The following is a 25,811-nucleotide window of genomic DNA, read 5'->3' on the forward strand; positions in this document are numbered from 1 at the left end:
GGGCCCCGGGCGGCCGCGTCGAACCGCATATGACGCACGACCTGGTTGCCGCTCTGCGCCCGCTGCTCACCGCCGAGGCCTCGGCCGAGGCACATGCCTCCGGGGCCGAGCCGGGCGACCTGGAACAGGCGGTCTGGCTCCGCCTCCTGGAACACCTGGAGGTGGACGGCCCGCCGTCCGACCCCCAGCGCTGGCTGCGCAGCGCCGTCCGCTCCGAGGTGCGCCGCACCCGCCGTACGACCCGACACGAACGGCCGTACGGCATCGAGCCGGCCGACGACATCGACCGCGACCCCGAACAGCTGGCCCTCGCGGCGGCCCGCGGCCGGGCCCTGCGCGAGGCCGTCCGCCGACTGCCCGGCCGCTGCCCCAGTCTGATGGAGGCCCTGCTGTCCCCGAAGGACCTGACATACCGGGAAATCGCGGGGGAGTTGGGTATCTCACAGGGCAGTCTCGGCCCGGAACGTTCCAGATGCCTGGGTTGTCTCCGTCGTTTGCTCCCGCCGGAGGTTGCGGCCCGCGAACCGCGGGGATAGGAGTGAGGGACAACGTGGCGATCAGGTGAGCGGGAGGCGTGCGCACATGGGCATGAGCGTGACCATCTCGGTGGCGACCGAGCAGGATGCAGAGCAGATCTTCAGGCTCCAGTACCTGTGCTTCCAGAGCGAGGCGGCGCTGTACGGCAACTACCGCATCGACCCGCTCGTCCAGAGCCTGGACTCGGTCCGCCAGGAGGTGGCCGCCGACTGCGTCTATGTGGCGCGGCTCGGCGAGGAGGTCGTCGGCTCGGTCCGCGGCCGCGTCACCGAGGACGGCTCCGCCTCCATCGGCAAGCTCTGCGTCCACCCCCGCCTGCAGGGCCACGGCATCGGCGCGCGGCTGCTGCGCGCGGCCGAGTCGGCGCTGGCGGAGCAGCACGGCGCCAAGGTGTTCCGCCTCCACACCGGCCACCGCAGCGAGGGCAACCTGCGGCTGTACCGCCGGGTGGGCTACCAGGCCGTGGGCACCTCACAGGGCAACGACGGGGTGCCGATGATCGTGCTGGAGAAGCCCGCCGAGGCGTACGTGGCTACTGCGTGACGGCGCGGTTCCTGCGCAGCCAGTACAGCGCGGACAGCGGCAGCAGCACGGGGATGAAGACGTACCCCATGCCGTAGTCCGACCAGACCGTCGCGTCCGGGAAGGCGGAGGGCTCGACCAGGGTCCAGGTGCCGACGACCAGTACGCCCGCGAGTTCGGCGGCGCAGCACACCTGTGCCGCCTTGCGGGCGGTTTCGCCGCCGCGGACCAGCGAGTACGTGATGAAGCCGTAGACGACTCCCGCGACGGCGGACAGCGAGTAGGCGAGCGGCGCCCGGTCGAAGTCGGTCGCGATCTGGTAGACGGACCGCGACACGGCGCCGACGACCATCACGCCGTAGAACCAGACCAGCAGCATGCCCGGCCCGCCGATCAGCCGCGTCCTCGTGGGCTTCTCCTGCACCGAGGTCACCTCAGCCTCCCCAGATGTCGTAGAGCCGCACTTCGAGAACGGCCAGGACGATACCGCCGGCGGCCACCGTCACCGAACCCCAACGGGTGCGCTCCGCCAAGGACATGAACCCGGCCGCCGGTACACACGCGAACGCGCCCAGCAGATACGCCACGAAGATCGTCGTGCCCTGCTCCGGCTTCTCGCCCCGCGCCAGCAGCACGATCCCGATCACCAGCTGCACCACGGCCAGCAGCGACACCACGGCCATGCCGATGAAGTGCCAGTCCTTCGTCGGCTGGTCTCGATAGGCGGCCCACCCGCACCAGGCGGCGAGCAGCAGCGCGGCGACACCGGTCACCAGCGTCAGGGCATCAAGCATGGAGCGACCTTATTACGGCCCAAAAGACCTGCCGCGCCCGGGATGACCACCGTGGCCTTGACCACAACCCACCGGCCCGCGAACCCACCGCACACCAGGTGGCGAAGGACCTGAAGGTCCTCTTCGCACTGGTCACCGACGGGGGAGTGGAGCGCTCCGGCCACGGCCGAGATCTGTCCACCGCTGTCCAGCATGCGGACAGCGGCCCTTTGTCAGGACCGTACGTCTGCTTTACTGATCGCATGACCACGACGAGCTGCCGCACCCTTGCGACCGAGGCGACCATGACGCCCGGTGCTCGTTGTATGTGTCGAATGCGCGCCTTCTAGAGGGCCCCTGCACCACTCCGAGCCTCGCGCCCCGAAGCGAGCCGCCGTGGCATGTCCGTACGCCATCTGCCGTATGTGACCGAACTGCCCGCGCATGACTTCCCCCTCCGTACCAGGGCACACCCACGCCCGTGTACTCGACAGTGACGGAAACCCAGTGATCACGACTTCAGGCCTGACCAAGGTCTACCGCTCACGCGGCCGTGAGGTCACCGCCCTGGACGGCGTAGACCTGCACGTCCGCGAAGGCGAGGTGTACGGCGTCATCGGCCAGTCCGGCGCCGGCAAGTCCTCCCTCATCCGCTGCGTCAACCTGCTGGAACGGCCCACCGCCGGGACGGTGACCGTCGCGGGGCAGGAGCTGACCGCCCTCGCGGGGCGCGGACCCCGCGCCGGCAAGGAGCTCCGCCAGGCGCGCAGCCGTATCGGCATGGTCTTCCAGCACTTCAACCTGCTGTCCACGCGGACGGTCCAGGACAATGTCGAGCTGCCGCTGGAGATCCTCGGCAGGTCCGGCAAGGAGCGCTCCCGCAAGGCACTCGAGCTGCTCGACCTGGTCGGCCTCGCGGACAAGGCGAAGGCCTACCCCGCCCAGCTCTCCGGCGGCCAGAAGCAGCGCGTCGGCATCGCCCGCGCCCTGGCCGGCGACCCGAAGGTGCTGCTCTCCGACGAGGCGACCAGCGCCCTCGACCCGGAGACCACCCGCTCCGTCCTCCAGCTGCTGCGCGACCTGAACCGGCAGCTGGGCCTGACCGTCCTGCTCATCACCCACGAGATGGACGTCGTGAAGTCGATCTGCGACTCGGCCGCCCTGATGGAGAAGGGCCGCATCGTCGAGTCCGGGACGGTGAGCGAGCTGCTCGCGACCCCCGGCTCCGAGCTGGCCTCAGCCCTCTTCCCGGTGGACGGCGAGGCCTCCGGCGACGACCGCACCGTCGTCGACGTCACCTTCCAGGGCGAGGCCGCCACCCAGCCCGTCATCTCGCAGCTCTCACGCACCTACAACATCGACATCTCGATCCTGGGCGCCGCCATCGACACCGTCGGCGGACTCCAGGTCGGCCGGATGCGCATCGAACTGCCGGGCCGCTACGAGGACAACGTCGTGCCGATCGGCTTCCTGCGCGAACAGGGCCTGCAGATCGAGGTGTTGGGCCAGGAGCCCGTACTGCTGAAGGAAGGTGCCGAGCTGTGACCTGGACGGAAATGCAGCCGCTGCTGTCGCAGGCGTGTTGGGACACCCTCTACATGGTCGGCTGGTCCACGCTGATCGCCGTCGTCGGCGGACTCCCGCTCGGCATCCTGCTCGTCCTCACGGACCGGGGCGGACTGCTGCAGAACGTCCTCGCCAACAAGGTCATCGGGCAGATCGTGAACGTCGCCCGCTCGATGCCGTTCATCATCCTCATGGTCGCCCTGATGACCTTCACCCGCTGGATCACCGGCACGACCATCGGCCGCGAGGCCGCCATCGTGCCGCTCGCCATCGGGGCGATCCCGTTCTTCGCGCGCCTCGTCGAGACGGCTGTCCGCGAAGTGGACGGCGGGCTGGTCGAGGCCGTGCAGTCGATGGGCGGCAACACCTGGACCGTCGTCCGCAAGGTCCTCGTCCCCGAGTCGCTGCCCTCGCTGATCTCCAGCACGACCACCACGATCGTCGCCCTCATCGGCTACTCCGCGATGGCCGGCACGGTCGGCGCCGGCGGCCTCGGCGACATCGCCATCCGCTACGGCTACCAGCGCTTCGAGACCGAACTCATGTGGATCACCGTGGCGATCCTGGCCGTCGTGATCTCGGTCATCCAGTTCGCCGGCGACTACGCGGCCCGCTCCCTGCACCGGCGGGGCGGGCACTCCGGAGCGGCCCCCAGGCTCCGCCTGCTGCGGCCCAAGGAGCCCGCGACGGCCGACGTCGGCAAGGTCGCATAACCCCCTCACAGACTCCCCGCACACCCATAGCGGGGTCGCTGCACCCATCAGGAAAGGCACTTTTCGTGCGTAACACCGCAAAGCTCACCACTGCCGTCCTCGCCGCCGGAGCCCTCACCTTCGGGCTCACCGGCTGCGGCTCGGGCACCGACTCCGCGTCGAGCTCCTCCGACTACAGCGGACCGCTGATCGTCGCCGCGAGCCCGACCCCGCACGCCGAGATCCTGAACTTCGTCAAGAAGAACCTGGCGAAGAAGGCCGGACTCGACCTGCAGGTCAAGGAGTTCCAGGACTACATCGTCCCGAACACCGCGACCGAGGACGGCTCGGTGGACGCCAACTACTTCCAGAACCAGCCGTACCTGGACGACTTCAACAAGAAGCGCGGCACCCACATCGTGCCCGTCGTCACCGTGCACCTGGAGCCGCTCGGCCTCTACTCCCACAAGGTCAAGAAGGCCGACGCGCTGAAGAGCGGCGCCACCATCGCCGTCCCGAACGACGCCGTGAACGAGGCCCGCGCCCTCAAGCTGCTCGCAGCCAACGGCCTGATCACGCTCAAGGCCGGCGCCGGCAGCGAAGCGACCCCGCAGGACATCGCCAAGAACCCGAAGAACCTCAAGTTCAAGGAGGTCGAGGCGGCCCAGACCGCGCGCTCCCTGGACGACGTGGACGCCGCGGTCGTCAACGGCAACTACGCCATCTCCGCGGGCATCAAGCCAGCCAAGGAGGCCCTCGTCCTGGAGTCCGCGAAGAACAGCCCCTACGGCAACTTCCTCGCGGTGAAGAAGGGCAACGAGAAGGACCCGCGGGTGAAGAAGCTCGCCAAGCTGCTCACCTCCCCCGAGGTGAAGAAGTTCATCGAGGACAAGTACCAGGGCTCGGTCATCCCGTCCTTCTGAACCTTCTCCTGACGGCACGTATACGGCGTATCGCCACGCACGGGGTCCACTCGCTCACCCGGGAGGGCCCCGTGGTGCGGTTCCGTGCCGCCATGCTGCATGCTGGGCAGTTCAGCAGGCACTGAAGGTTTTCCGAAGGTTACGGAGTGGCGCATGACTAGCACCTTCCCCAACATCTCCATCAGCACGGAGCGGTTGGTGCTGCGGCCACTCGACGAGGACGACGTGAACGGGCTTGCCGAGATGATGAACGACGAGCAGGTCGGCGCCTGGACCGACGTCCCGCAGCCCTTCACCGAGGACCAGGCCCGCCACTGGATCACCGAGTACGCGCCGACCGAGCGGGCAGCGGGCCGCGGACTCGATCTCGCCGTCACCGAGTTCCTCACCCAGCGCCTGGTCGGCATCGTCCAGCTCGCCAAGACCAACTGGCATGTGCGGTCCACCGAGCTGTCGTACATCATCGCCCCGTGGGCGCGCGGCGAGGGCTACGCCTCGGAGGCCGCGCTCGCCACCGCCCAGTGGCTCTTCGGCGACCAGAAGCTGGAGCGCATCGAGCTGCGCACGGCCGCCGACAACACCGCCTCCCAGCAGGTCGCCCAGAAGATCGGCTGTATCAGCGAGGGCGTCCTGCGCAACGCCTGCATAGCCCACGTCCGCGCCGAGGACGGCACCTGGAGCGACGTACGCACCGACTTCATCGTGTGGAGCCTGCTGCCGGAGGACCTCGACGGCGCGGGCGAGGAACTGGCCGACAGCGGCGGTTTCACGAGTTTCACCGACTGGAACTGAACCTTGGGGGCTCGAGGGCCCACACCTGACACCAGGTACCCTCACGGAGCCCGACCTGCGCAAAACCCCTGGAGACCGACGACGATGGCCGACCGTGTCACGGTGATCGGCTGGGACGGCTCGCCCCTGACCGCCGCGGCCCGCTCCGCCCTGGGCGCCGCCACGCTGGTGGCCGGTGCCGCCCACCACCTGGCGCTCCCCGAAGTGCCGCCCCGCGCCGAGCGCATCCGCCTCGGCAGTGTCGAACTCGCCGCCCGCCGCATCGCCGGCCACCGCGGCACCGCCGTCGTACTGGCCGACGGCGACCCCGGATTCTTCGGCGTCGTACGAACCCTGCGCGCACCCGAGTTCGGCCTCGAGGTCGAGGTCGTCCCCGCCGTCTCCTCGGTGGCCGCGGCCTTCGCCCGCGCCGGTATGCCCTGGGACGACGCCCAAGTGGTCGTCGCGCACCGCCGCACCCTGCGACGCGCAGTGAATGTGTGCCGCGCCCACACCAAAGTCGCCGTCCTCACCTCACCCGGTGCAGGCCCCGCCGAACTCGGCCTCCTCCTCGAAGGCGTTCACCGCACCTTCGTCATCTGCGAGGAACTCGGCACCGAACGCGAACAGGTCACCGTCGTCACCTCCGACAAGGCCCCCGACCACACCTGGCGCGACCCGAACGTCGTCATCGTCATCGGCGGACCCGCCGGACCGGGCGTCCCCGGCGAAAGCGGCGGCTGGCTCGCCGGACGCGACCCGGGAGCCGGTCCGCGCGGCTGGACCCAGCCCGCCGAGGCCTACGACGGTCCGCTCGGCGAGGGCGAGACGGATCTGCTGCGCGCCGCCCAACTCGCCCGGCTCGGCCCGCACGTGGGGGACCTCGTGTGGGACATCGGCTGCGGCAGCGGCGCCTTCGCCACCGAGGCCGCACGCGCCGGAGCCGCCGTCATCGCCGTCGACCGCGCGCTGGAGGCCTGTGCGCGCACGGACGCCGCCGCCCGGCACTTCGGCGTCCAGCTGCAGATCGTGCAAGGAACGGCCCCGCACGTCCTGGAGAACCTCCCCGAGCCGGACGTCGTCCGCGTCGGCGGCGGAGGAGCGGCCGTGGTCTCCGCGGTCGCCGACCGCCGCCCGCAGCGCATCGTCACCCACGCCGCCACCCGCGACGCGGCCGAACTGGTCGGCCGGGACCTCACCGAGCACGGCTACCAGGTCGAGTGCGCCCTGATCCAGTCCGTCGAACTCGACACCAGGGACTGGACGGAGACGGAGCGGAGCGTCGCGTTCCTGCTCACAGGAGAATTGGAGCGGCGCGATGGGGGCGCCCCCAGGCGTTGAGCACTGGGGGAGCGTCGTTGAGGGGCGGCGGTGGTCGGGTGGCGGGCGGGAGCTCCCGGGGCGCGCATCGTGACCCTGGCGCCGTCCAAGTGATCCTGGTTTCTGCCGTCCCGGTGATCCTGTAGTCGTACCGCTCGCGGTAGGCTGGCCGACCGTTGTACCGCACCAGGTGGCCCGGAACTTCGTTCGTCAATGTCCGGAAAACGCATCCCTTTTGGGGTGGGTGCGGTACGGCAGAACCGGAGGACGCGCAACGTGGCGCAGTCCACAGCGGGTCGTCACGGATCAACCTGTCGTGACGGCGGAACGGCCAGGACAATGCCACTGAATGGCTTTGTCGCCTTTTACGGGCGGGTCGTTCGTGCCGCTGGGCAGGCACGCTCGTTCTTCACTGCGGGGGCGGTCGGTGCGCCGCTCCCGGTGGGCTGTACGTAGAAGCACTAACCGATGGGCGAGGGGTACGCATGACCGACACCGGCCAGGTCCCGGGCGAGGGACTGCCGGAGAGCGCAGGCATGGTGGAACAGCCGGGCGTCCACGCGCACGGTGCGTACACCTACCTCTCCGAGACCACCGCCGAGGACGAAGACCTGTTGCTGCTGCCGGGGGCCCAGAGCCCGTGGGGCAACGAGGTCGCCCCGCCCGCGCCCGAGCCGGTCGTCGAGGCCGTCCACGAGCCGGGCCCGCACGAGACGGCGGGCCGCGACAGCGGCTCGGTCGACCTCGGCGGCGTCCGCCTCCCCAACTCGACGCCCGCCCCGGCGCCGGTGACGCCGCGTCGCCCGCTGCACCTCGGCCCGCCGATCCCCGACACCTCGGCAAGCCCGGTCCGTTCCCTCGCCGACCGCGGCCCCGCGGGCGCACCGGTGCGCCAGCCCGCCACGCCGGCCACCGGCCCCGAGTACTTCGACGCCCCCCAGTTGCACGAGATGTCCCCGCAGGGCGCGGCCCCTTGGGGCGCCCAGGCGCAGGCCGCGGTGCAGACAGGGGTATCGGTGAACGCCGAGGCACCGGCTGCGGAAACGGTTGTTCCGGCGGCCGAACCGATCGCGGCGCCGGTGGACGCCGCGCAGCCCGTCATGGCCCACATCGCCACGGAGACCGCTCCGGCGGCGCAGAACGGTGATGTCGGTGTGGTCCACGGCCAGGAGGGCGGGCAGGCTGCCGGGCCCGGTACGGGTGCGCCGGTTGCTGCCGGTGGACCGGTTGCCGGGGAAGGGCATGCCGTTCCCGGTGGGTTCGTCGCCTCGGAGAGCGGGCACGGGGTTCCGGGCGAGTTCGCCGCGGACGGCGTGCAGGCGGCTCCTGCGGGAGCCACTGAAGATGCGGAGCAGGGCGCGGTTCCCCCGGTGGCTTCGGACGCCGGGCAGGAGGAACCGGTCGGTTCTGCGCCTGAGGCCGCGCAGCCGCCCGTAGCCGGAGCGGCCCCCGAAGGCGGGCACCCCGATGCATCCTTGCCCGGTGCGGAGGCCGTACCCGCTTCCGGTCCCGCGCCCGAAGCCGTGCCGGTTCCCGGAGCGGCGCCTGCCCCGGAGACCGGCCAGGTCCCGAAGGCGACCCACGCGCCGGAAGGAGCGCCGACGGTCGAGGGCGCATCCCAGGGCCTTACGCCTGGGGCTGGTCCGCTCGCCGAGGCGCCTGCGTCAGAGGCCGCGCCGATCATCGAGCCCGTCGCGTCACCGATCGCCGAGGCCGTCACGCCGGATGGCCCAGCGGTCGTCGAGGCCGCTGCGCCCGGCAGCGAGCAGCCCGCCCCGGCCGTGGCGCCCGAAGCGCCGCAGGTCACGGAGGCGGTGGCCCCCGAGAGCGAGCAGGCGGTCGCGACAGGGGCCGGGCAGCTCCCCGGGGCGGTCGCCCAGGAGGCCGCGCCGTTCCCGGAGGCGGTGGCCGCCGACGCCGTTCAGCTCCCCGAGACGAACGCACCGGAAGCTGCACCGCTCCCCGAGACGGCCGCACTGCATACCGAACAGCTACCCGAAGCAGTCGCCTCCGAGGTCGCACAGGCACCCGAGACCGTGGCGCCGGATACCGGCCACGCTGCCCACTGGGCGGCGGCCCAGCCCATCGTTCTGGAACCTGCGCAGGCTGTCGCCGCCGAACCCGCCCAGGCCATCGCCGCCGAACCCGCCCAGGCCATCGCCGTCGAGCCCACCCGAACCGCCGAGGCGCCCGCGCACGTGCCCGGGACCGCGGAGGCCGCCCAAGCCATCCCCTTCCCGGCAGCCCCGGACGCGGCGCAGCCCGTGGCACCGGCCGGAGACGCAAGCACCGCACCCCAACCCTCACCCCACCCTGTGGCAGCAGAGCACCAGAGCAGTCCCGTCCAGACCGTCCCGCACGCACCGGCGCCCGCGCCGGACGCCGAAGTGCAGCCCGAGGCCGCTGCCATCGCCGACCCGGCCACCCCCGTCGTGTCTCCGGCGTCCTCCGCCCCGGTCGCCGAACCGGCCGACGCGGGTTCCCCGACGGACCAGCCGCACTCCGCCGAGCCCCTCGCACCCGAGTCGGTCGTGGTCTCCGCCGAGGCCCAGCCCGCACCCGCCGCCGACGCGGCTGCGCATCCGGCCCATCCGGGCCCCGGCACCCCGCAGCCGCTCGCCGCGGAGCCCGCGGACCCGCAACCGGACGCGTCCCTCGGCCAGTTCGTCCTCGTGGACGGCTCCGTGCCGACCACTCCGCATCTCGCCCCGACCCCGCCGCACGCGCTCACCCTCCCCCCGGAGCAGGCGCAGGCGCCGGAGCCGATCGTCAAGGTCCCCGCCCCGCGGGAGGCCGACCCCGACCTCGTACAGCACGCGGAGGACCTGGACACCAGGGCCGCCGATCAGGAAGAAGAGAGCACGGCGGCAGTGGAAGAAGTACGACAGTCCACCGGCCCGGCCGCGCCCGCCTACGACGACGCGGAGCGCGAGGCGGTCATGAAGGTGATGCGTGAGCGCCGTGACATCCGCAACGGCTTCCGCAGCGACCCCATCCCGCACGAGGTGCTGCTCCGCGTCCTGGAGGCCGCGCACACGGCCCCGTCCGTCGGCCACTCGCAGCCGTGGGACTTCGTCGTCATCCGCTCCGCCGACACCCGCCGCAGCATGCACGAACTGGCCATGCGCCAGCGCGACGCATACGCGAGGTCGCTGCCCAAGGGCCGGGCGAAGCAGTTCAAGGAACTGAAGATCGAGGCCATCCTCGACACCCCGGTGAACATCGTCGTGACCGCCGACCCGACCCGCGGCGGCCGCCACACCCTGGGCCGCCACACCCAGCCGCAGATGGCGCCGTACTCCGCCGCGCTCGCCGTGGAGAACCTCTGGCTCGCCGCCCGCGCCGAGGGCCTCGGTGTCGGCTGGGTCAGCTTCTTCGACGAGCGCGAGATGGTCCGTGCACTCGGCCTGCCCGAGCACCTGGAGGTCATCGCCTACCTGTGCGTCGGGTACGTAGACGAGTTCCCGGACGAGCCCGAGCTGATGCAGGCCGGCTGGTCCAAGCGCCGCCCGCTGTCCTGGGTCGTGCACGAGGAGACGTACGGCCGTCGCGCGCTGCCCGGTGAGGAGCCGCACGACCTGCTCGCCGAGACCGTCGCGCAGATCCGCCCGCTGGACGCCAAGGCGCTCGGCGAGGCCTGGGAGCGGCAGAAGCGCATGACCAAGCCGGCCGGTGCGCTCGGCATGCTGGAGATCATCTCGGCCCAGCTGTCCGGGCTTTCGCGCCAGTGCCCGCCGCCGATCCCGGAGCCCGCGGCCGTCGCGATCTTCGCGGGCGACCACGGCGTGCACGCCCAGGGCGTGACCCCCTGGCCGCAGGAGGTGACGGCCCAGATGGTCGCCAACTTCCTCGGCGGCGGCGCGGTCTGCAACGCCTTCGCCGGCCAGGTGGGCGCCGAGGTGTGCGTGGTGGACGTCGGCGTCGCGGCCGACCTGCCCGCCACCCCCGGCCTGCTGCCCCGCAAGGTCCGTGCGGGCACCTCCGACATGACGACCGGCCCCGCGATGACCCGCGAGGAGGCCAAGCAGGCCATCGAGGTCGGCATCGAGACGGCCCGCGACCTGGTGGCGGCCGGCAACAAGGCGCTGCTGACGGGCGAGATGGGCATCGCCAACACCACGGCGTCCGCCGCCCTGATCTCGGTCTTCACGGACACCGACCCGGCCGAGGTGACCGGCCGCGGCACCGGCATCAACGACGAGACCCTGGCCCGCAAGACCGAGGTAGTGCGCCGCGCCATCGAGGTCCACCAGCCGGACCCGGCCGACCCCATCGGCGTCCTGGCCGCGATCGGCGGTTTCGAGCACGCGGCGATGGTGGGCCTCCTGCTGGGCGGCGCCTCGCTCCGTACCCCGGTGATCCTGGACGGCGTCAGCGCCGGCGCCGCGGCCCTGGTCGCCCGCGCCATCGCCCCCGAGGTCCTCGCGGCCTGCATCGCGGGCCACCGCAGCGCCGAACCGGGCCACGTGGCGGCCCTCAACAAGCTGGGCCTGCGCCCCCTGGTCGACCTCGACCTCCGCCTCGGCGAGGGCACGGGCGCCCTGCTGGCCCTGCCGCTGGTGCAGAGCACGGCACGGGCCATGCACGAGGTGGCGACCTTCGACTCCGCAGGGGTGACTGAAAAGTAGGCCGGGAGCTAGAGGGCTCGGGGAACCCCTCGAGCCCTGTTTGACCGTGGGTCCGTGGGCAGTCGTTCCGCAGGGCGATGGGAGTCCCCCGCTCGAGCGGAGCCGAGAGTGGGGGAGGGTGGGCACGGACCCACGCACCCGCACCCGGCAACGACGCCCAGCCACCGGACACCTGAGCCGCCTCACCGCCCGCGCCGTAAAATCCGCACGTCAGGGCCACTGCACCGCCGTAATAGAGGAGCCGCACCCTCATGGCCGAAAACCCCGCCTACCCCGTAGGCCTTCGCCTGACCGGCCGCAAAGTGGTCGTCCTCGGCGGAGGACAGGTCGCCCAGCGCCGTCTCCCGGCCCTGATCGCGGCAGGCGCGGACATCCTCCTCGTGTCCCCCGAGGCCACCCCTTCCGTCGAGGCCATGGCCGACGCGGGGGAGATCACCTGGCACAGGCGCCCGTACGCCGAAGGCGACCTGGCGGACGCCTGGTACGCCCTGATCGCCACCGGTGACACGGAAGCGAACACCCGGGCCTCCGCCGAGGCGGAACGCCACCGCGTCTGGTGCGTCCGCTCCGACGACGCCGACGCCGCCACGGCCTGGACCCCGGCGACCGGCCACAGCGAGGGCGTCACGGTCGCCGTCCTCACCACCGAGGCCCGCGGCCGCGACCCCCGCCACACCGCCGCCATCCGCGACGCGGTCGTCGAAGGCCTGCGCGACGGCACCCTGGTGGCGCCGCACCACCGCACCCGGACCCCCGGTGTCGCCCTCGTCGGCGGCGGTCCCGGCGACCCGGACCTCATCACGGTCCGCGGCCGCCGCCTCCTCGCCGAGGCCGACGTCGTCATCGCCGACCGCCTCGGCCCCCGCGACCTCCTCGCCGAACTCCCGCCGCATGTCGAGGTGATCGACGCGGCGAAGATCCCGTACGGCCGTTTCATGGCCCAGGAGGCCATCAACAACGCCCTGATCGAGCACGCCAAGCAGGGCAAGTCGGTCGTACGGCTGAAGGGCGGCGACCCCTACGTCTTCGGCCGGGGCATGGAGGAGCTGAACGCCCTCGCCGAGGCCGGCATCCCCTGTACCGTCGTCCCCGGCATCTCCAGCTCGATCTCGGTCCCGGGTGCGGCCGGCATCCCGGTCACCCATCGGGGCGTCGCGCACGAGTTCACGGTGGTCAGCGGCCATGTCGCTCCCGACGACGAGCGCTCCCTGGTCGACTGGGCGTCCCTGGCGAAGCTCACCGGCACGCTCGTGATCCTGATGGGCGTCGACAAGATCGGAAAGATCGCCGAGACGCTCGTCGCACACGGCAAGCCGGCCGACACCCCCGTCGCCCTGGTCCAGGAGGGCACCACGGCCGCCCAGCGCCGCGTCGACGCGACCCTGGCGACGGTCGGCGAGACCGTGCGTACGCAGGAGGTCAAGCCGCCGGCCGTCATCGTCATCGGCGAGGTCGTCGGCGTAGGCCCGCAGACATCCGCGTAACCGCGGGTAACCCAACTCGTACACAGCCGTTGGCACCACACCCAGGACAAGGCAGTATCACCCTGTGGCCGATCTCATCACTGTTGAGGATCCCGACGACCCGCGCCTGCGCGACTACACAGGCCTGACCGACGTGGAGCTGCGCCGCAAGCGTGAACCGGCCGAGGGCCTGTTCATCGCCGAGGGCGAGAAGGTCATCCGCCGGGCGAAGGACGCCGGGTACGAGATGCGTTCGATGCTGCTGTCCGCGAAGTGGGTCGACGTCATGCGTGACGTCATCGACGAACTCCCGGCCCCGGTGTACGCGGTCAGCCCGGACCTGGCCGAACGGGTCACCGGCTACCACGTGCACCGCGGCGCGCTCGCCTCCATGCAGCGCAAACCGCTGCCGACGGCCGCAGACCTGCTCCAGGCCACCCGCCGGGTCGTCGTCATGGAGTCGGTCAACGACCACACCAACATCGGCGCGATCTTCCGCTCGGCGGCCGCCCTCGGCATGGACGCGGTCCTGCTCTCCCCGGACTGCGCGGATCCGCTGTACCGCCGCAGCGTCAAGGTGTCGATGGGTGCGGTCTTCTCCGTCCCCTACGCCCGCCTCGAAACCTGGCCCAAGGGCCTGGAGTCGGTCCGCGAGGCAGGCTTCACGCTCCTCGCGCTCACCCCCGACGAGAAGGCCAGGTCCCTCGACGAGGCCGCCCCGCACAAGATGGACCGCGTGGCCCTGATGCTGGGCGCCGAGGGCGACGGCCTGTCCACCCAGGCCCTGGTCGCCGCCGACGAATGGGTCCGCATCCCCATGTCCCACGGCGTCGACTCCCTCAACGTGGGCGCGGCGGCCGCGGTCGCCTTCTACGCGGTGGCCACGGGCCGCCCGACGGGATAGTCCGGTGCCGAAGCGGGAGGAGATCGTCGCGGTCCTGCGCCGGGGCGGCCGAGTACTGGCGATCCGCCGCGGCCCCGGCGTCCCCCGCCCCGGCCACTGGCAGCCCCTCAGCGGCAAGGTCGAACCGGGGGAGACCCAGGAGCAGGCCGTGGTCCGCGAGGTCCGGGAGGAGGTCGGCCTCACCGTCTCCCCCCTCGCCAAGGTCTGGGAGTCGGAGACCGACGACGGTCTCTTCCGTCTCCACTGGTGGACGGCGGACGCGGCCACCGGCGTGATCGTCCCCGACCCCGTCGAGGTCGCCGAGACCCGCTGGGTCACCCCCGAGGAGTTCCTGGCGCTGAACCCGGTCTTCGACGGCGACCGTGAGTTCTTCGAACGGATCCTGCCGGGGCTGTGACCTCTCAGTCGACGTGGGCGCGCCCCGGCTCCATGTGCTGTTGCTGCTGCGGTACGACGCCGTCGTCACCGCCCAGTCCCCGCGACGGCCCCTGGCACCCCTGCGCCGCGGCGATGCCGAGCGCCACCAGCAGCGTCACGACGACGAACACGAACAGCCGCTGCCGCAGCAACCGCGGATTGGCAGGCCGCCGTCCCATCCCGGTGGCCCTGGGCGCCGGACGACCGGTACCGCTGCGCGGCGCGGGCCGCGCCCCCGTGCCCTGGCGGGTGGTGTTCCGCGATCCCGGGGCGGGCCGGGACCCGGAACGCTGGGGCGGCGGGGGGCCACCGCGGGAGGGGCTGCCGCCCCGCGCAGGAGCGGCACCGCCGCGCACCGGAGGGGCCCCACGCGACCCGGCGGAAGTGCCCCGCGACGGGGGACCCCCCTGCGGGCCCGGAGGACGACGGTGTTCGCGCTGCTGCTCCGGGTAGGTCTCGACGAGCCGCCCGGTGGGCCGGTCCGCCTCCCCGGAACGCGGCGCGGGCGGACGCGGGTCGGCAAGCCCCTGCGCCTCACGGGCGGCGATCTCCTTGAGCCGGAGCGACAGCTGAAGCGTGCTGGGCCGTTCCTCAGGATCCTTCGCCAGACAGGCCCGTACGAGCGGAGCCAGCGCGTCCGGAACGCCGTGCAGCTGCGCCTCTTCGTGTACGACCCGGTACAGCATCACCTCGGAACTGCCGTGCCCGAAGGGCGAGTCACCCATCGATGCGTAGGCCAGGGTCGCCCCCAGCGAGAACACGTCCGTGGCCGGGGTGACGGCGGCACCGCGCACCTGCTCCGGCGCAAGAAAGCCGGGGGAGCCGACGGCCGTACCGACATGCGTCAGCGTGGACGCCCCGGTCGCCCAGGCGATACCGAAGTCGATGATCCGGGGCCCCTTCGGGGACAGCAGGATGTTCGACGGCTTGAGATCCCGGTGCACGACACCGGCCTCGTGTACCGCGACGAGCCCCTCGGACAGCGCGGCTCCCACCGCCGCGACGTCGGCCGCCCCCAGCGGCCCTCCGTCGGCGACCTTGTCGTGCAGCGAGGGACCAGGCACGTACTGAGTGGCGAACCAGGGCCGTTCGGCGTCGAGATCGGCGGCGACGAGCCGGGCTGTGCACCCGCCCCTGATCCGCCGTGCGGCGGAGACCTCCCGCGCGAACCGGGACCGGAACTCCTGGTCCTCCGCCAGATCCGGCCGGATGACCTTCAGCGCGACCCGCTGCCCCTTCTTGTCGGAGCCCAGGTACACGACGCCCATCCCACCCGCGCCGAGCCGTCTGTGAAGCCTGAACGAGCCGACGACGCGCGGGTCCTCGCGCCTCAGGCGCATCATCGCCATGTTCATCCCCGCTGCCCGGTCCGTGTGACGTGGCACAGCTTACGTTTCCACGGCCGCCCGCGCGCAGAGGCCGCGCCCTCTCGCCCAGATCGATTGTCAGTGCCGGATGCGAGACTTGAAGGGTGGTCAGGGACCCGTTGAGCAGGCGGACTTCTGTTGTTCCGCCACCTCAACCACCCGTCGAAGAAGGGGGATTGGACACGTGAAGGGTGATCGCGTGGAAATAGTCGTGGATGCGGGGGACACGACCCGCACCTACGAGGTGGTGGCCAGCAGGGCGGGCCGTCGGGTGGAGACGGCGGTACGCCGAGGTGTCGTGGAAGTGAGCGAAGTCACCCGCAACGGGTCCGTGGTCCGCACGGCCCGCTTCATGGCGAACCGGGTGCTGGCACTGGTCGAGCAGCCGATCCCCAGGGAGGACGGCTCGGAAAAGGCCGGGCACACCGGGCGCCCCCTCCGGGAAGACCCTGAGACCTAGGACCTCGTCTCCACCCAGGGGAGTACGCCCCAGCTCACGGCTCATCCTCCGGGAGGCCCGGCAATCGGTACGAGGGCATGACGTGCGGCGAGCGCCGGACGCCTAGATTTGAGGTCAAGCGGCGGGTGCAGCACTCGTCCCCCGAGGTCAGACACCCGCCGCTGCCAACGACAACTGAGAACGGTCAGGAGAGGGACCATGGCCCTTACGGCACCGCGGACACTGATCCGCACCCAGGAGCGCAATGCACTCCGCCGCCGCACGGGCCGCCGCCACCCCCTGGTGGCGACGCTCATGGCCCTCCCCCTGGCGGCCCTGCTCTTCTTCGTCTTCGACGGCTGGGAGACAGTGGCCACACAGGCGTCGTCCGTGGGCGTGATGCTGGGGCGCTGAGCGGCGACCCCAGGCCCGGAAGAGCGGTCCGGGCGGGGACATCCACCCATGAAACCCCGTGGGGACGGGGTGCGGCGGACGGCAAAAATGCCGGCGCAGCTGGGGAGCTGCGCCGGCATTGCTTTTCCCCGGGGACACCCCGTCGGACACCGGTCGCGGCATTTCAGCCCGTCCGGCGTTTGCGGACGAGGCCGTCCAGGCCGATCGGGGTCCGGGGCGGAGCCCCGAAACGAGTGCAGGGGCCGAAGCCCCGCGCGGGGTTCTCAGGGTCCAGGACGGAGTCCCGCGAAGGGTCAGGCAGGGCCGCAGGGGCGGGGGCCGGCCCCGGACCCGGGGTGCTGGGGTGCCGCCCCGCGAAGGGTGCAGGGGCGTAGCCCTGGTGGGGTCGAAGGGGCGGAGCCCCTGGGGACGGGACGGGTGGGGGCGCCTCCTCGGCGGTTCACGCCGCGGGCAGCTCAAGACCTGCACCACCGCCGAGCGCCATACACACCCCACCACCCCGCCGTACCCTCGCGAGAGACCCGTCGCCCCAGGGAGCCCCGTGACCACCCCCTTGCTCACCGAACTGACCACCCGAGCCAAGGCCAAGGCCCACTCCCGCACGGACACCTGCGCCTGCGGCGCAGCCACCCTCGCCGACCGCCCCGACGCCACAGTCGTCCGCCACGCCGACACGGTCGCCAAGGCCCACGCCCCGAACACCCCCCGCACCGACCTCACCCCCCGCCTCTCCGCCGCCGCCCACCTCCCCGGCATCCTCCTGCCCCCACTCGCCCCGACCCCCGTCGACCTGCACGGCCGCCTCGTCACGTTCTGGCCCTATGGCACCCCCGTGGACCCCGACACCCCCGAAGCCGCCCCCTGGGAGCCCGCAGCCACCCTCCTCGCCCGCCTCCACCGCACCCCCGCCCCGACCCCCCTCCCACCCATGCGAGGCCCCGCCAAGGCCGCCCGAGCCATCGCCCGCCTCAGGGCAACGGCCGCCGCCCATCCCGCCACCCGCCCGGTCCTGCAGGCCTGGAACACCCTCCCGCCCTGGGCCAGGGCCGAAGCCCCCATGCCGGACACCACCACCCTGTGCCACGGCGACCTCCACCTCGGCCAGCTCGTCCGCCACCCCGCCCCCGACGGCCCCTGGCTGCTCATCGACGTCGACGACCTCGGCACCGGCGTCCCCGCCTGGGACCTGGCCCGCCCGGCGGCCTGGTACGCGTGCGGCCTCCTCCCGCCGGACGAGTGGACCCGCTTCCTCACCGCCTACCGCACGGCCGGCGGCCCGGCCGTCCCCGCCGACGGCGACCCCTGGCCCGCCCTGGACGTCCCGGCCCGCGCCCTCACGGTGCAGACGGCCGCCCGCGCCACAGCCAAGGCGGCAGCGGAGGACCGCCCCCCGGACGAGGTCGAACTGTCCATGATCGACGCATGTGCCCGAATGGCTTCCCTCCTACCGGAGTTGACCCCGGAATGCGCGACGTAGGGTGCAACCGACCGCACCCTGACAGAGTCTGTCCTGGCGAAACACGAAGCAGGACCGACCCGCGAGGAGTTGAGCCGACCATGCAGTGTCCGAAGTGCCATGCGCCGATGCACAGGTACAACCGCAACGGTGTCCAGATCGAGCAGTGCAGCGGCTGCCGCGGGATCTTTCTCGACTACGGCGAGCTGGAGGCGCTGACCCACCTGGAGTCCCAGTGGTCCCAGCCCGTGCCGCCGCCCCCGCCCGCCCCGCAGGCGTACCCGGCCCCTCCCGCCCCCGCCTGGGGCGCCCAGCACGGCGGCCACGGAGGTCACTACGGCGGCCACCACGGCGGTCACCACCGCCACAAGAGCTTCGGCCACATGCTGTTCTCCAGCTGACGGCGCACGACGAAGCCCCCTGCCGTACGAGACGGCCGGGGGCTTCGGCTGGTGCGCGATACTGGGATTGAACCAGTGACCTCTTCCGTGTCAGGGAAGCGCTCTCCCGCTGAGCTAATCGCGCAGGTGGACCTGCATGTGGTGCGTACTGCGTGCGCGATACTGGGATTGAACCAGTGACCTCTTCCGTGTCAGGGAAGCGCTCTCCCGCTGAGCTAATCGCGCGGGGTGTGGATCTCACCGTACGTACTGGAAGATCCAGTGGACGATACTGGGATTGAACCAGTGACCTCTTCCGTGTCAGGGAAGCGCTCTCCCGCTGAGCTAATCGTCCTTGGAGGTGGAGACGGGATTTGAACCCGTGTAGACGGCTTTGCAGGCCGTTGCCTCGCCTCTCGGCCACTCCACCAGGAGTGCAGGGGCTCGGGAAGATCCCCTGTTTCCATCGAGCGGACGACGAGGCTCGAACTCGCGACCTCAACCTTGGCAAGGTTGCGCTCTACCAACTGAGCTACGTCCGCTTGTCGTTTCGGTCCGCTCTCGCGGCCCGGCGACGAGTTGAACTCTAGCGGATTCCCGGGCCAGCACAAAAACGCGTTTGCGCAGCGTGCTGCGCTGCACCTGCTCCCGTACGTGGTCAGGGCCCCCGAAGGGACACGGCAGGGCCACCTTCACGACACCCGCCCTAGACTCGACTGCGTGCTCGACCTCCCTCCTCTCGCCCGCTTCGGTGACCGCGTCGCCACCGGACTCCTCGACGTCACCAGCGATCCCGCGGCCCTCGACTCCACCGGTTTCTGGGCCGTCGTCGCGGACTTCGAGGGCCGGTTGACCTGCGCCCGCTTCAGGGACGTACGAGTGGAGCCCGTGCCCGCCCCGGTGCCGGGGAAGTGGCGGGGACCGGCCGCCGGTGACTGGACGTCCTCGCTCGACCGCGGCGCGTACACGGCGGGTGTGCGCCGGATCCGCGAGCGGATAGCGGCCGGCGAGGTCTATCAGGCGAACCTCTGCCGGGTTCTCTCCGCGCCCGTCGCGCCCGACGCGGACGTGGACGCCCTGACCGCGCTGCTGGCCCGCGGCAACCCCGCACCGTATGCAGGAACGATCCGGCTGCCCGGGTGCGGGGTCGAGATAGCCACCGCCTCGCCCGAGCTCTTCCTGCGGCGCGGCGGCCGTGTCGTGGAGTCCGGCCCGATCAAGGGCACCGGGCGCACCGAGGCGGACCTGCTGGAGAAGGACTACGCCGAGAACGTGATGATCGTGGACCTGGTCCGCAACGACATCGGGCGTGTCTGCGCCACCGGCAGCGTGAGCGTCCCCGATCTGTGCGCCGTCGAGAAGCACCCGGGGCTCGTCCATCTCGTGTCGACGGTCCGCGGCGAGCTGCGTGCCGACGCCGGCTGGCCCGAACTGCTCGACGCGGCCTTCCCGCCCGGATCGGTCACCGGCGCACCCAAGTCCAGCGCCCTGCGGATCATCGAAGCCCTGGAGACCGCGCCCCGCGGCCCGTACTGCGGCGGCATCGGCTGGGTCGACGCGGACCAGGCAGCCGGCGAGCTGGCGGTCGGCATCCGTACCTTCTGGATCGACCGCGCCGAGGGCGTTCTGCGCTTCGGGACGGGCGCCGGCATCACCTGGGGCTCCGACCCGGAGGCGGAGTGGCGGGAGACCGAGCTGAAGGCGGCCCGACTGCTCGCGGTAGCGTCGGGGACGTACGAGGTGAGTGGAGAGGGACTACAGACGTGAAGATCTGGCTTGACGGCGGGCTGCAGGACATCGAGTCCGCCCGCGTCTCCGTCTTCGACCACGGGCTGACCGTGGGCGACGGCATCTTCGAGACGGTGAAGGCGACGGACGGGAAGACGTTCGCGCTCACCCGGCACCTCGACCGGCTGACCCGCTCCGCGCGCGGCCTCGGCCTGCCCGACCCCGACCACACCGAGATCCGCCGCGCCTGCGCCGCCGTCCTCGAAGCCAACCCGATGCCGCTCGGCCGCCTGCGCATCACCTACACCGGCGGCCACGGCCCACTCGGCTCCGACCGCGGTGAGCACGGCCCGACCCTGGTCGTCGCGCTGGGCGAGACCACCCGCCGCCCCGACTCCACGGCCGTGATCACGGTGCCGTGGACCCGCAACGAACGCGGCGCCCTCACCGGCCTGAAGACCACCTCGTACGCCGAGAACGTCGTCGCCCTCGCCCGGGCGCACCAACACGGCGCGTCGGAGGCCCTGTTCGCGAACACCGTCGGGCAACTCTGCGAGGGCACCGGCTCGAACGTCTTCGTCGTCCTCGACGGCGAGATCCACACCCCGCCGGTCGCCTCCGGCTGCCTCGCGGGCATCACGCGCGCGTTGGCCGTCGAGTGGACCGGCGCCAAGGAGACCGACCTGCCGCCCGACGTCCTGGAGCGCGCGGACGAGGTCTTCCTCACCTCCACCCTGCGCGACGTCCAGGCCGTGCACCGCGTCGACGACCGCGAACTGCCGGGCGCACCGGGCCCGGTGACCGCGAAGGCCATGCGGATCTTCGACGAGCGGTCCGGCGACGATCTGGATCCGTGAGAGCCGGGAAAACAGGCTGCCGATGGGCGGCTGAGGCGGGTAGAACACCCCTGATGACCACGACCCTGCGGCCGACCGAGCCGCTTCAGCGCAACGCCGACGGGACGCGTTCGCGCCGTTTCCAGGTGTGCGTGAACGGCCGGCCCGTCGGCACCCTGCATCTCGGCACCTCGCCGGGCTTCGGCGACAGGGTGGCCCGCATTTTCGACCTGCGGATCGAGGAGCCGGACCGGCGCCGCGGCCGGGGCACGGTGGCCGCGCTGGCCGCGGAGGAGGTGGCGCGCGGCTGGGGATGCCGGCAGATCGAGGCGAGCGTGCCCGCCGACGCGGAGCCGGCGCTGCGGCTCGTCGGGGCGCTCGGCTACGTCCTGCGCAACCGCGGCATGGAGAAGCCGCTCGGCGGCACTCCGCCCGCGCTGCCGGAAGGCAGCCGGGGCCGGCCCATGACCGAGGCCGAGTACGCGGCGTGGTTCGCGCACGAGTCCGAGCACTACACCCGCGTGTGGATCGAGCGGGGCGTGCCCGAGGCCGACGCGTACGAGAGGTCGCGGCGGGACCACGAGAGGCTGCTGCCTCAAGGGATGGACACGCGGGACATGCGGTTCAGCGTTCTCGAACACGAGGGGACGCGCGTCGGCACCCTCTGGGTGGCCCTGCTGGAGGACAAGGCCTACGTCTACGACGTCGCGGCCGACGCCGCCCACCGCGGACACGGCCACGGCCGCACGCTCATGCTCCTGGCGGAGACCCAGGCGATCACCGCGGGCCGACGCGTCCTCGGCCTCAACGTCTTCGCCGGCAACACCCCGGCCGAGCGGCTCTACGAGTCACTCGGCTACCGGACGACCCGGTACGCCCTGTACAAGCCGCTGCTCTGAGCGGACCTGCCCCCTGAAAGGGCGCGGGGCTGTGCCGATCAGCGGCTCCGCCACGATGGACGTCCCCGGCGCCGCAGACGACAACCCGTGGCCGCACATTCCGCGGAACGCCGAGCAGCCGTCAGGCCCCCGCCTCGGCCAGCAGCCGGTCCACGATCTCCTCGATCCGCTCCCGCAGCCCCTCCTGGCTCTTGCCGCCGTCCAGGCGCTGACCGTCGATGACGTACGTCGGGGTGCCGGTCACGCCGATCGCCTTGCCCTCGGCCTGGTCGGCGTCGACGAGCAGGATGTGCCGGCCGTCGATCAGCGCGGTGTCGAACTCCTCGGCGTCCAGGCCGAGTTCGGCGGCCACCTCGACCAGCAAGGGTTCTCCCTCACGGTCCAGCTCCTCGACACGGGCCAGCACGGCCTCGGCGTAGGCCCATCCCTTGCCCTGTTCGAGGGCCTCCTCGGCGGCCTGTGCCGCAGCGAAGGCGTGCTTGTGCTTCTCCAGCGGGAAGTGCCGCAGCCGCAGCTCCAGCCGGTCGCCGTAGCGGGCACGCAGGGCACGCAGATCGTCGAGGGCGCTACGGCAGTCCGAGCACTGGAGTTCGCACCAGACGTCGAGGACGGGCGCGGCGGGAGGCACGGGGGAGGAGTCGCTCATACCGTCAGTCTCGCAGTTCGGCCGCGGTCGACCCAATCGAAGCCAGGCCTCGGTGACCTGCGCCCGGGACCCTGATCCACACCCGGGGGAGTGCCCGGGACCGGCACCTTCGGAGGAGCCGACCCGGAGATGTCCCTGATGTCCGCCCGGACCATGGCCGCGCGGGGTCCGGGCGGTGCAGGATGGAAGGGACGAACCGCCCCTGCCCGATCGAGCCCTGCCTGGAGGACCGGATGATTGCCGAGACCGTCTGTTCCGCCGTCTCCGCGGCAGGCCTGGGCATCGCGGTGGTCACCGCCTACCGCAAGCGCTTCCTCGCGGCCGCCCGTATCGCCGCCTACTCACTCGTCCCCATCGGCCTGGTGATGACCGGCACCGTGCAGTGGCTGGCGGACACCGCCTTCAGTCCGACGGCCTGGGCGGGCTTCGGCGTGCTCGGCGCCGCCTGGCTGCTGTTCTCCACCACGCGCGCGGTGGAGCGCCGCCGGGGCGGCACACGCAAGGAGCGCAGGGAGGCCAGGGCCGCGGGGCAGCGCGAGGCGGTCGCTCCGACGGCTTCCGCGCCTTCCCTCGGCCCCGGGTCCCGTCCGGCGACCCGGCCCGCGAGCACGCCCCGCACCCAGTCGGCGGACGACTTCAGCGACATCGAGGCCATCCTCAAGAAGCACGGCATATGACCCGCGCATGACGACTGAAACGACACAGTGGATCAAGGCTGTGGCGTGAAATGATCACGACCGGAACCGGACTTCACGGAATTCGGCGAACTGCCGGTCATTCCGGGCGTGTTGGGCGCACCGGACCTGCGGAGTGCGCCATCATCGCCGAGAGATGCTGGACACGGAACACGGCGATACCGCGCCGCCGAAGGACGAGCCGCGCGGATGCCTCTTCGCCCTTTCCCAGCCACCGCTGATGATCTTCCTAGCGGTGATCGGGTGTCTGCTGCTCATGGCCTCGTTGCACGACCTGCTGATGCTGTGAGCCGTACCCGTGGTCCCCTGCGCCACCCGCGGGGGACCACGTCGACATCCTTGTCCGGCAGCTCGGGTGTCAGCCCGCCGCCTCCTTGCGCCGTGCCCGGTAAGCGGCCACATGCAGACGGTTTCCGCAGGTGCGGCTGTCGCAGTAGCGGCGCGAGCGGTTGCGGGAGAGGTCGACGAAGGCGCGCCGGCAGTCGGGGGCCTCGCAGCGGCGCAGCCGCTCCTGCTCGCCGGCCACCACGAAGAAGGCCAGCGCCATCCCGCAGTCGGCCGCAAGATGATCGGCGACGGAGGCACCGGGCGCGAAGTAGTGCACATGCCAGTCGTAGCCGTCGTGGTCCGTGAGGCGCGGAGTCGTACCCGCGGCGGCGACCAGCTCGTTGATCACGCCGGCGGCGGTCCGGGCGTCGTGCGCCGCGAAGACCGAGGCGAAACGGCCGCGGATCTTGCGTACGGCCGAGAGGTCGAACTCCGAGAGCGCCCCCACATCACTGATTTCGTGGTTTCGTACGAAATCCTCGAGAGCCGCGACGTCGGGCAGTCCGTCCGGTGCCGCGTGGTCCTCCGGTGCGGTGTTCACCAGATCCACCACGGTGTCGAGCGCGCACCGGGTGTCGTGGGTGATCAGCACGTTTCGCTCCCTGGCCTGGGGGTCGGGCGGCCGCCCGCCTCATGCTGGCCGATGGTAGTGGCTTGCCGCCCGGCTGCGGGCGGTCCTGCCGCCGGGGCACCTTCCCCCTGCCCCGCCGCACACACCGGCGCCGCCCCACGACTCGATCGCGGCGGCGGCGCTGATGCGTACCGTATGCAGTTGTTTCTGGCCCGAGCCGTCTCCCCGAGTCGACGGCGCCGGGCGGCTTCGTGGTGCCTCGCCCTAGCTCTCCGCCAGGATGTGCGAGAGCTCCTGATCGAGATCGAAATGCCGGTGTTCCGTGCCGGGAGGCACGGCGGCGTCGGTTCGCTTCAGGAAGGACTCCAGCGCCCGCGCCGGGGCTTCCAGCAGCGCCTCGCCCTCCGGAGAGCTCAGCGCGATGCACACGACCCCCTGACCGTGACTGCGCGACGGCCAGACACGGACGTCGCCGGTGCCGGTGGGCCGGTGCAGCCCCTCCGCGAGGAGGTCGCGGGCGAACACCCACTCGACGGTCTCCTCGGCTCCGGTGTGGAAGGTGGCGTGCACGGCGTAGGGGTCGGCCGTGTCGTACCGCAGGCCTGCGGGGACAGGCAGAGAGGACTCGCTCGATACAACGAGGCGCAGGTGCAGCTCGCAGCTGACCGTGGTGTTCATAAGCGCCAGGGCCTTTCGCTCAGTGTGCGCTCGGGGATTCGCACGTCGGCGAAATCGACATGCCACCTACGGTGCCGTTGTAAACCCCTCTGAGTGTTTTGCGTGCCTTTACGTAACTCTTCCGGCCGATGGGTCGTTCGCACGGTACGGCCATTCCGGTGACTGGTTTCCGCTCAGTAAAGTAAGGTAAAGTTTGGCCGTATGAATACGGGGAGTAACCGGACCCAGGGGGTGCCGAGGAAGGCTGCCGTGGCATCGGACGGGACGAGGCCGGACGGGGCGCAGGGCGAGGACGGGCTCGGCTCCAAGGCGCCGGCGTTCGTCAAGAGGCGTCGGGCCCTGCATCTGAGCTGGCAGGTCGGGGTCTTCGTCGTCGGTCTCGCGGTCGTGGTCGCCGGCATCGTCATGCTGCCGCTGCCCGGGCCCGGCTGGGTGGTGATCTTCGGCGGCATGGCCATCTGGGCGACCGAGTTCGTCTGGGCCCAGCTGGTGCTCCGCTGGACGAAGCGCAAGGTCACCGAGGCGGCACAGCGGGCACTCGACCCCAAGGTGCGGCGCCGCAACATGACGCTGACGGCGATCGGTCTCGTGATCGTGGGCGTGCTCGTCGGGATCTACCTCTGGAAGTTCGGCGTCGTGATGCCCTGGAAGATCAAGGACCAGTGATCCATGCCGCAGGCGCGGATGCCGGTGTGCGCCGGTTCGTGCTGGTCACAGGCACCCCCTGACATGGGGTAATGTTCTTCCTGCGTCCGGGCGATTAGCTCAGTGGGAGAGCGCTTCGTTCACACCGAAGAGGTCACTGGTTCGAACCCAGTATCGCCCACCGGATCGGCGGCCCGTCTGCGAGAGCAGGCGG

At 71.6% G+C, this 25,811-nt stretch carries 27 protein-coding genes and 6 tRNA genes; 22 read left to right on the forward strand and 11 right to left on the reverse strand.

All coding sequences use genetic code 11. The features are described 5' to 3' along the window. The first annotated feature begins 29 nt into the window (after positions 1–29). Both AB0N07_RS31250 and AB0N07_RS31255 read left to right on the forward strand, forming a co-directional pair. Complete coding sequence (locus AB0N07_RS31250) at positions 30–536, forward strand: sigma-70 family RNA polymerase sigma factor (RefSeq protein WP_365840770.1); 507 nt, start codon at positions 30–32, stop codon at positions 534–536. Between the two features lie 46 nt (positions 537–582). Continuing rightward, positions 583–1,080, forward strand: a complete 498-nt coding sequence (locus AB0N07_RS31255; RefSeq protein WP_365840772.1) for a GNAT family N-acetyltransferase — start codon at positions 583–585, stop codon at positions 1,078–1,080. Here the strand turns inward: AB0N07_RS31255 and AB0N07_RS31260 are convergent. Next, positions 1,070–1,492: a hypothetical protein gene (locus AB0N07_RS31260; RefSeq protein ID WP_365840774.1), complete on the reverse strand. Its 423-nt coding sequence runs from the start codon at positions 1,490–1,492 to the stop codon at positions 1,070–1,072. The two genes, AB0N07_RS31255 and AB0N07_RS31260, sit on opposite strands and share 11 nt — an antisense overlap. Position 1,493: 1 nt before the next feature. Beyond that, complete coding sequence (locus AB0N07_RS31265) at positions 1,494–1,853, reverse strand: hypothetical protein (protein ID WP_115909284.1); 360 nt, start codon at positions 1,851–1,853, stop codon at positions 1,494–1,496. Positions 1,854–2,339: 486 nt separating this feature from the next. Here AB0N07_RS31265 and AB0N07_RS31270 point away from each other — a divergent pair, with 486 nt between their 5' ends. The 9 genes from AB0N07_RS31270 to AB0N07_RS31310 all read left to right on the forward strand — a co-directional run bounded on the left by AB0N07_RS31270 (position 2,340) and on the right by AB0N07_RS31310 (position 14,496). Beyond that, on the forward strand, positions 2,340–3,377 hold the full coding sequence (locus tag AB0N07_RS31270; protein ID WP_365840776.1) for an ATP-binding cassette domain-containing protein: 1,038 nt from the start codon (positions 2,340–2,342) through the stop codon (positions 3,375–3,377). Next, on the forward strand, positions 3,374–4,111 hold the full coding sequence (locus AB0N07_RS31275) for a methionine ABC transporter permease (protein WP_365840778.1): 738 nt from the start codon (positions 3,374–3,376) through the stop codon (positions 4,109–4,111). The genes AB0N07_RS31270 and AB0N07_RS31275 overlap by 4 nt, the downstream gene beginning before the upstream one ends. Positions 4,112–4,176: 65 nt before the next feature. Beyond that, a complete protein-coding gene (locus tag AB0N07_RS31280) occupies positions 4,177–5,013 on the forward strand; it encodes a MetQ/NlpA family ABC transporter substrate-binding protein (protein ID WP_365840780.1) in 837 nt (278 codons plus the stop codon). A gap of 153 nt (positions 5,014–5,166) precedes the next feature. Further along, entirely contained in the window at positions 5,167–5,805 is a 639-nt protein-coding gene (locus AB0N07_RS31285; protein WP_365840782.1) for a GNAT family N-acetyltransferase, read from the forward strand. 84 nt (positions 5,806–5,889) lie between these two features. Further along, positions 5,890–7,125 carry a precorrin-6y C5,15-methyltransferase (decarboxylating) subunit CbiE gene (gene cbiE / locus AB0N07_RS31290; RefSeq protein WP_365840784.1) on the forward strand — a complete coding sequence of 412 codons (1,236 nt, stop codon included), beginning with the start codon at positions 5,890–5,892 and terminating at the stop codon, positions 7,123–7,125. A gap of 464 nt (positions 7,126–7,589) precedes the next feature. Beyond that, positions 7,590–11,732, forward strand: a complete 4,143-nt coding sequence (gene cobT, locus AB0N07_RS31295) for a nicotinate-nucleotide--dimethylbenzimidazole phosphoribosyltransferase (RefSeq protein ID WP_365840786.1) — start codon at positions 7,590–7,592, stop codon at positions 11,730–11,732. Between the two features lie 251 nt (positions 11,733–11,983). Further along, on the forward strand, positions 11,984–13,216 hold the full coding sequence (gene cobA / locus AB0N07_RS31300; RefSeq protein WP_365840788.1) for a uroporphyrinogen-III C-methyltransferase: 1,233 nt from the start codon (positions 11,984–11,986) through the stop codon (positions 13,214–13,216). 64 nt (positions 13,217–13,280) lie between these two features. After that, a complete protein-coding gene (locus AB0N07_RS31305) occupies positions 13,281–14,099 on the forward strand; it encodes an RNA methyltransferase (protein WP_365840790.1) in 819 nt (272 codons plus the stop codon). A 4-nt stretch (positions 14,100–14,103) separates the two neighbouring features. Further along, positions 14,104–14,496, forward strand: a complete 393-nt coding sequence (locus AB0N07_RS31310) for an NUDIX domain-containing protein (RefSeq protein WP_365840792.1) — start codon at positions 14,104–14,106, stop codon at positions 14,494–14,496. Between the two features lie 4 nt (positions 14,497–14,500). On the opposite strand, the gene AB0N07_RS31315 is transcribed toward AB0N07_RS31310, so the two are convergent. Further along, positions 14,501–15,871, reverse strand: coding sequence for a serine/threonine-protein kinase (locus AB0N07_RS31315; protein WP_365840794.1), 1,371 nt, complete (start codon positions 15,869–15,871; stop codon positions 14,501–14,503). A gap of 196 nt (positions 15,872–16,067) precedes the next feature. Here AB0N07_RS31315 and AB0N07_RS31320 point away from each other — a divergent pair, with 196 nt between their 5' ends. From AB0N07_RS31320 to AB0N07_RS31335, 4 genes are all read left to right on the forward strand, one after another. Then, positions 16,068–16,343 (forward strand): hypothetical protein, encoded by a 276-nt coding sequence (locus AB0N07_RS31320; RefSeq protein WP_344405710.1) that lies wholly within the window; start codon positions 16,068–16,070, stop codon positions 16,341–16,343. A gap of 198 nt (positions 16,344–16,541) precedes the next feature. Then, positions 16,542–16,736 carry a hypothetical protein gene (locus AB0N07_RS31325; RefSeq protein WP_365840796.1) on the forward strand — a complete coding sequence of 65 codons (195 nt, stop codon included), beginning with the start codon at positions 16,542–16,544 and terminating at the stop codon, positions 16,734–16,736. A gap of 541 nt (positions 16,737–17,277) precedes the next feature. Continuing rightward, on the forward strand, positions 17,278–18,213 hold the full coding sequence (locus AB0N07_RS31330; protein ID WP_365840798.1) for an aminoglycoside phosphotransferase family protein: 936 nt from the start codon (positions 17,278–17,280) through the stop codon (positions 18,211–18,213). Positions 18,214–18,293: 80 nt separating this feature from the next. After that, positions 18,294–18,593 carry a zf-TFIIB domain-containing protein gene (locus AB0N07_RS31335; protein ID WP_365840800.1) on the forward strand — a complete coding sequence of 100 codons (300 nt, stop codon included), beginning with the start codon at positions 18,294–18,296 and terminating at the stop codon, positions 18,591–18,593. A 49-nt stretch (positions 18,594–18,642) separates the two neighbouring features. On the opposite strand, the gene AB0N07_RS31340 is transcribed toward AB0N07_RS31335, so the two are convergent. The 5 genes from AB0N07_RS31340 to AB0N07_RS31360 form a co-directional block, all read right to left on the reverse strand. After that, a tRNA-Val gene (locus tag AB0N07_RS31340) sits at positions 18,643–18,717 on the reverse strand. Positions 18,718–18,746: 29 nt separating this feature from the next. Continuing rightward, positions 18,747–18,818 (reverse strand) — tRNA-Val (locus AB0N07_RS31345). A 37-nt stretch (positions 18,819–18,855) separates the two neighbouring features. Further along, a tRNA-Val gene (locus AB0N07_RS31350) sits at positions 18,856–18,927 on the reverse strand. Between the two features lies 1 nt (position 18,928). Then, positions 18,929–19,002, reverse strand: a tRNA-Cys gene (locus AB0N07_RS31355). A 39-nt stretch (positions 19,003–19,041) separates the two neighbouring features. Next, positions 19,042–19,114 (reverse strand) — tRNA-Gly (locus tag AB0N07_RS31360). A 178-nt stretch (positions 19,115–19,292) separates the two neighbouring features. Between AB0N07_RS31360 and AB0N07_RS31365 the strand changes: the two genes are divergently transcribed. From AB0N07_RS31365 to AB0N07_RS31375, 3 genes are read left to right on the forward strand one after another with little or no spacing between them, the layout of a single operon-like run. Beyond that, positions 19,293–20,339, forward strand: coding sequence for a chorismate-binding protein (locus AB0N07_RS31365; RefSeq protein ID WP_365840802.1), 1,047 nt, complete (start codon positions 19,293–19,295; stop codon positions 20,337–20,339). Beyond that, positions 20,336–21,157, forward strand: coding sequence for an aminodeoxychorismate lyase (locus tag AB0N07_RS31370; RefSeq protein WP_365840804.1), 822 nt, complete (start codon positions 20,336–20,338; stop codon positions 21,155–21,157). The genes AB0N07_RS31365 and AB0N07_RS31370 overlap by 4 nt, the downstream gene beginning before the upstream one ends. Positions 21,158–21,210: 53 nt before the next feature. Next, on the forward strand, positions 21,211–22,035 hold the full coding sequence (locus tag AB0N07_RS31375) for a GNAT family N-acetyltransferase (protein ID WP_365840806.1): 825 nt from the start codon (positions 21,211–21,213) through the stop codon (positions 22,033–22,035). A gap of 121 nt (positions 22,036–22,156) precedes the next feature. Here the strand turns inward: AB0N07_RS31375 and AB0N07_RS31380 are convergent, their stop codons facing one another. Continuing rightward, positions 22,157–22,681, reverse strand: a complete 525-nt coding sequence (locus AB0N07_RS31380; RefSeq protein WP_365840808.1) for a DsbA family protein — start codon at positions 22,679–22,681, stop codon at positions 22,157–22,159. 233 nt (positions 22,682–22,914) lie between these two features. Here AB0N07_RS31380 and AB0N07_RS31385 point away from each other — a divergent pair, with 233 nt between their 5' ends. Beyond that, positions 22,915–23,358 carry a hypothetical protein gene (locus AB0N07_RS31385; protein ID WP_344405721.1) on the forward strand — a complete coding sequence of 148 codons (444 nt, stop codon included), beginning with the start codon at positions 22,915–22,917 and terminating at the stop codon, positions 23,356–23,358. A gap of 154 nt (positions 23,359–23,512) precedes the next feature. Beyond that, on the forward strand, positions 23,513–23,665 hold the full coding sequence (locus AB0N07_RS31390) for a hypothetical protein (protein WP_180292031.1): 153 nt from the start codon (positions 23,513–23,515) through the stop codon (positions 23,663–23,665). A gap of 69 nt (positions 23,666–23,734) precedes the next feature. On the opposite strand, the gene AB0N07_RS31395 is transcribed toward AB0N07_RS31390, so the two are convergent. Continuing rightward, positions 23,735–24,295, reverse strand: coding sequence for a CGNR zinc finger domain-containing protein (locus tag AB0N07_RS31395; protein WP_115909304.1), 561 nt, complete (start codon positions 24,293–24,295; stop codon positions 23,735–23,737). 243 nt (positions 24,296–24,538) lie between these two features. Next, complete coding sequence (locus AB0N07_RS31400) at positions 24,539–24,952, reverse strand: SsgA family sporulation/cell division regulator (protein WP_004002642.1); 414 nt, start codon at positions 24,950–24,952, stop codon at positions 24,539–24,541. Positions 24,953–25,153: 201 nt separating this feature from the next. On the opposite strand from AB0N07_RS31400, the gene AB0N07_RS31405 reads away from it, so the two are divergent. After that, positions 25,154–25,618: a TIGR02611 family protein gene (locus tag AB0N07_RS31405; protein WP_365840811.1), complete on the forward strand. Its 465-nt coding sequence runs from the start codon at positions 25,154–25,156 to the stop codon at positions 25,616–25,618. A gap of 88 nt (positions 25,619–25,706) precedes the next feature. After that, positions 25,707–25,778 (forward strand) — tRNA-Val (locus AB0N07_RS31410). The last annotated feature ends 33 nt before the right edge of the window (positions 25,779–25,811 follow it).

Source organism: Streptomyces sp. NPDC051172 (assembly GCF_040682555.1).
Lineage (GTDB): Bacteria > Actinomycetota > Actinomycetes > Streptomycetales > Streptomycetaceae > Streptomyces.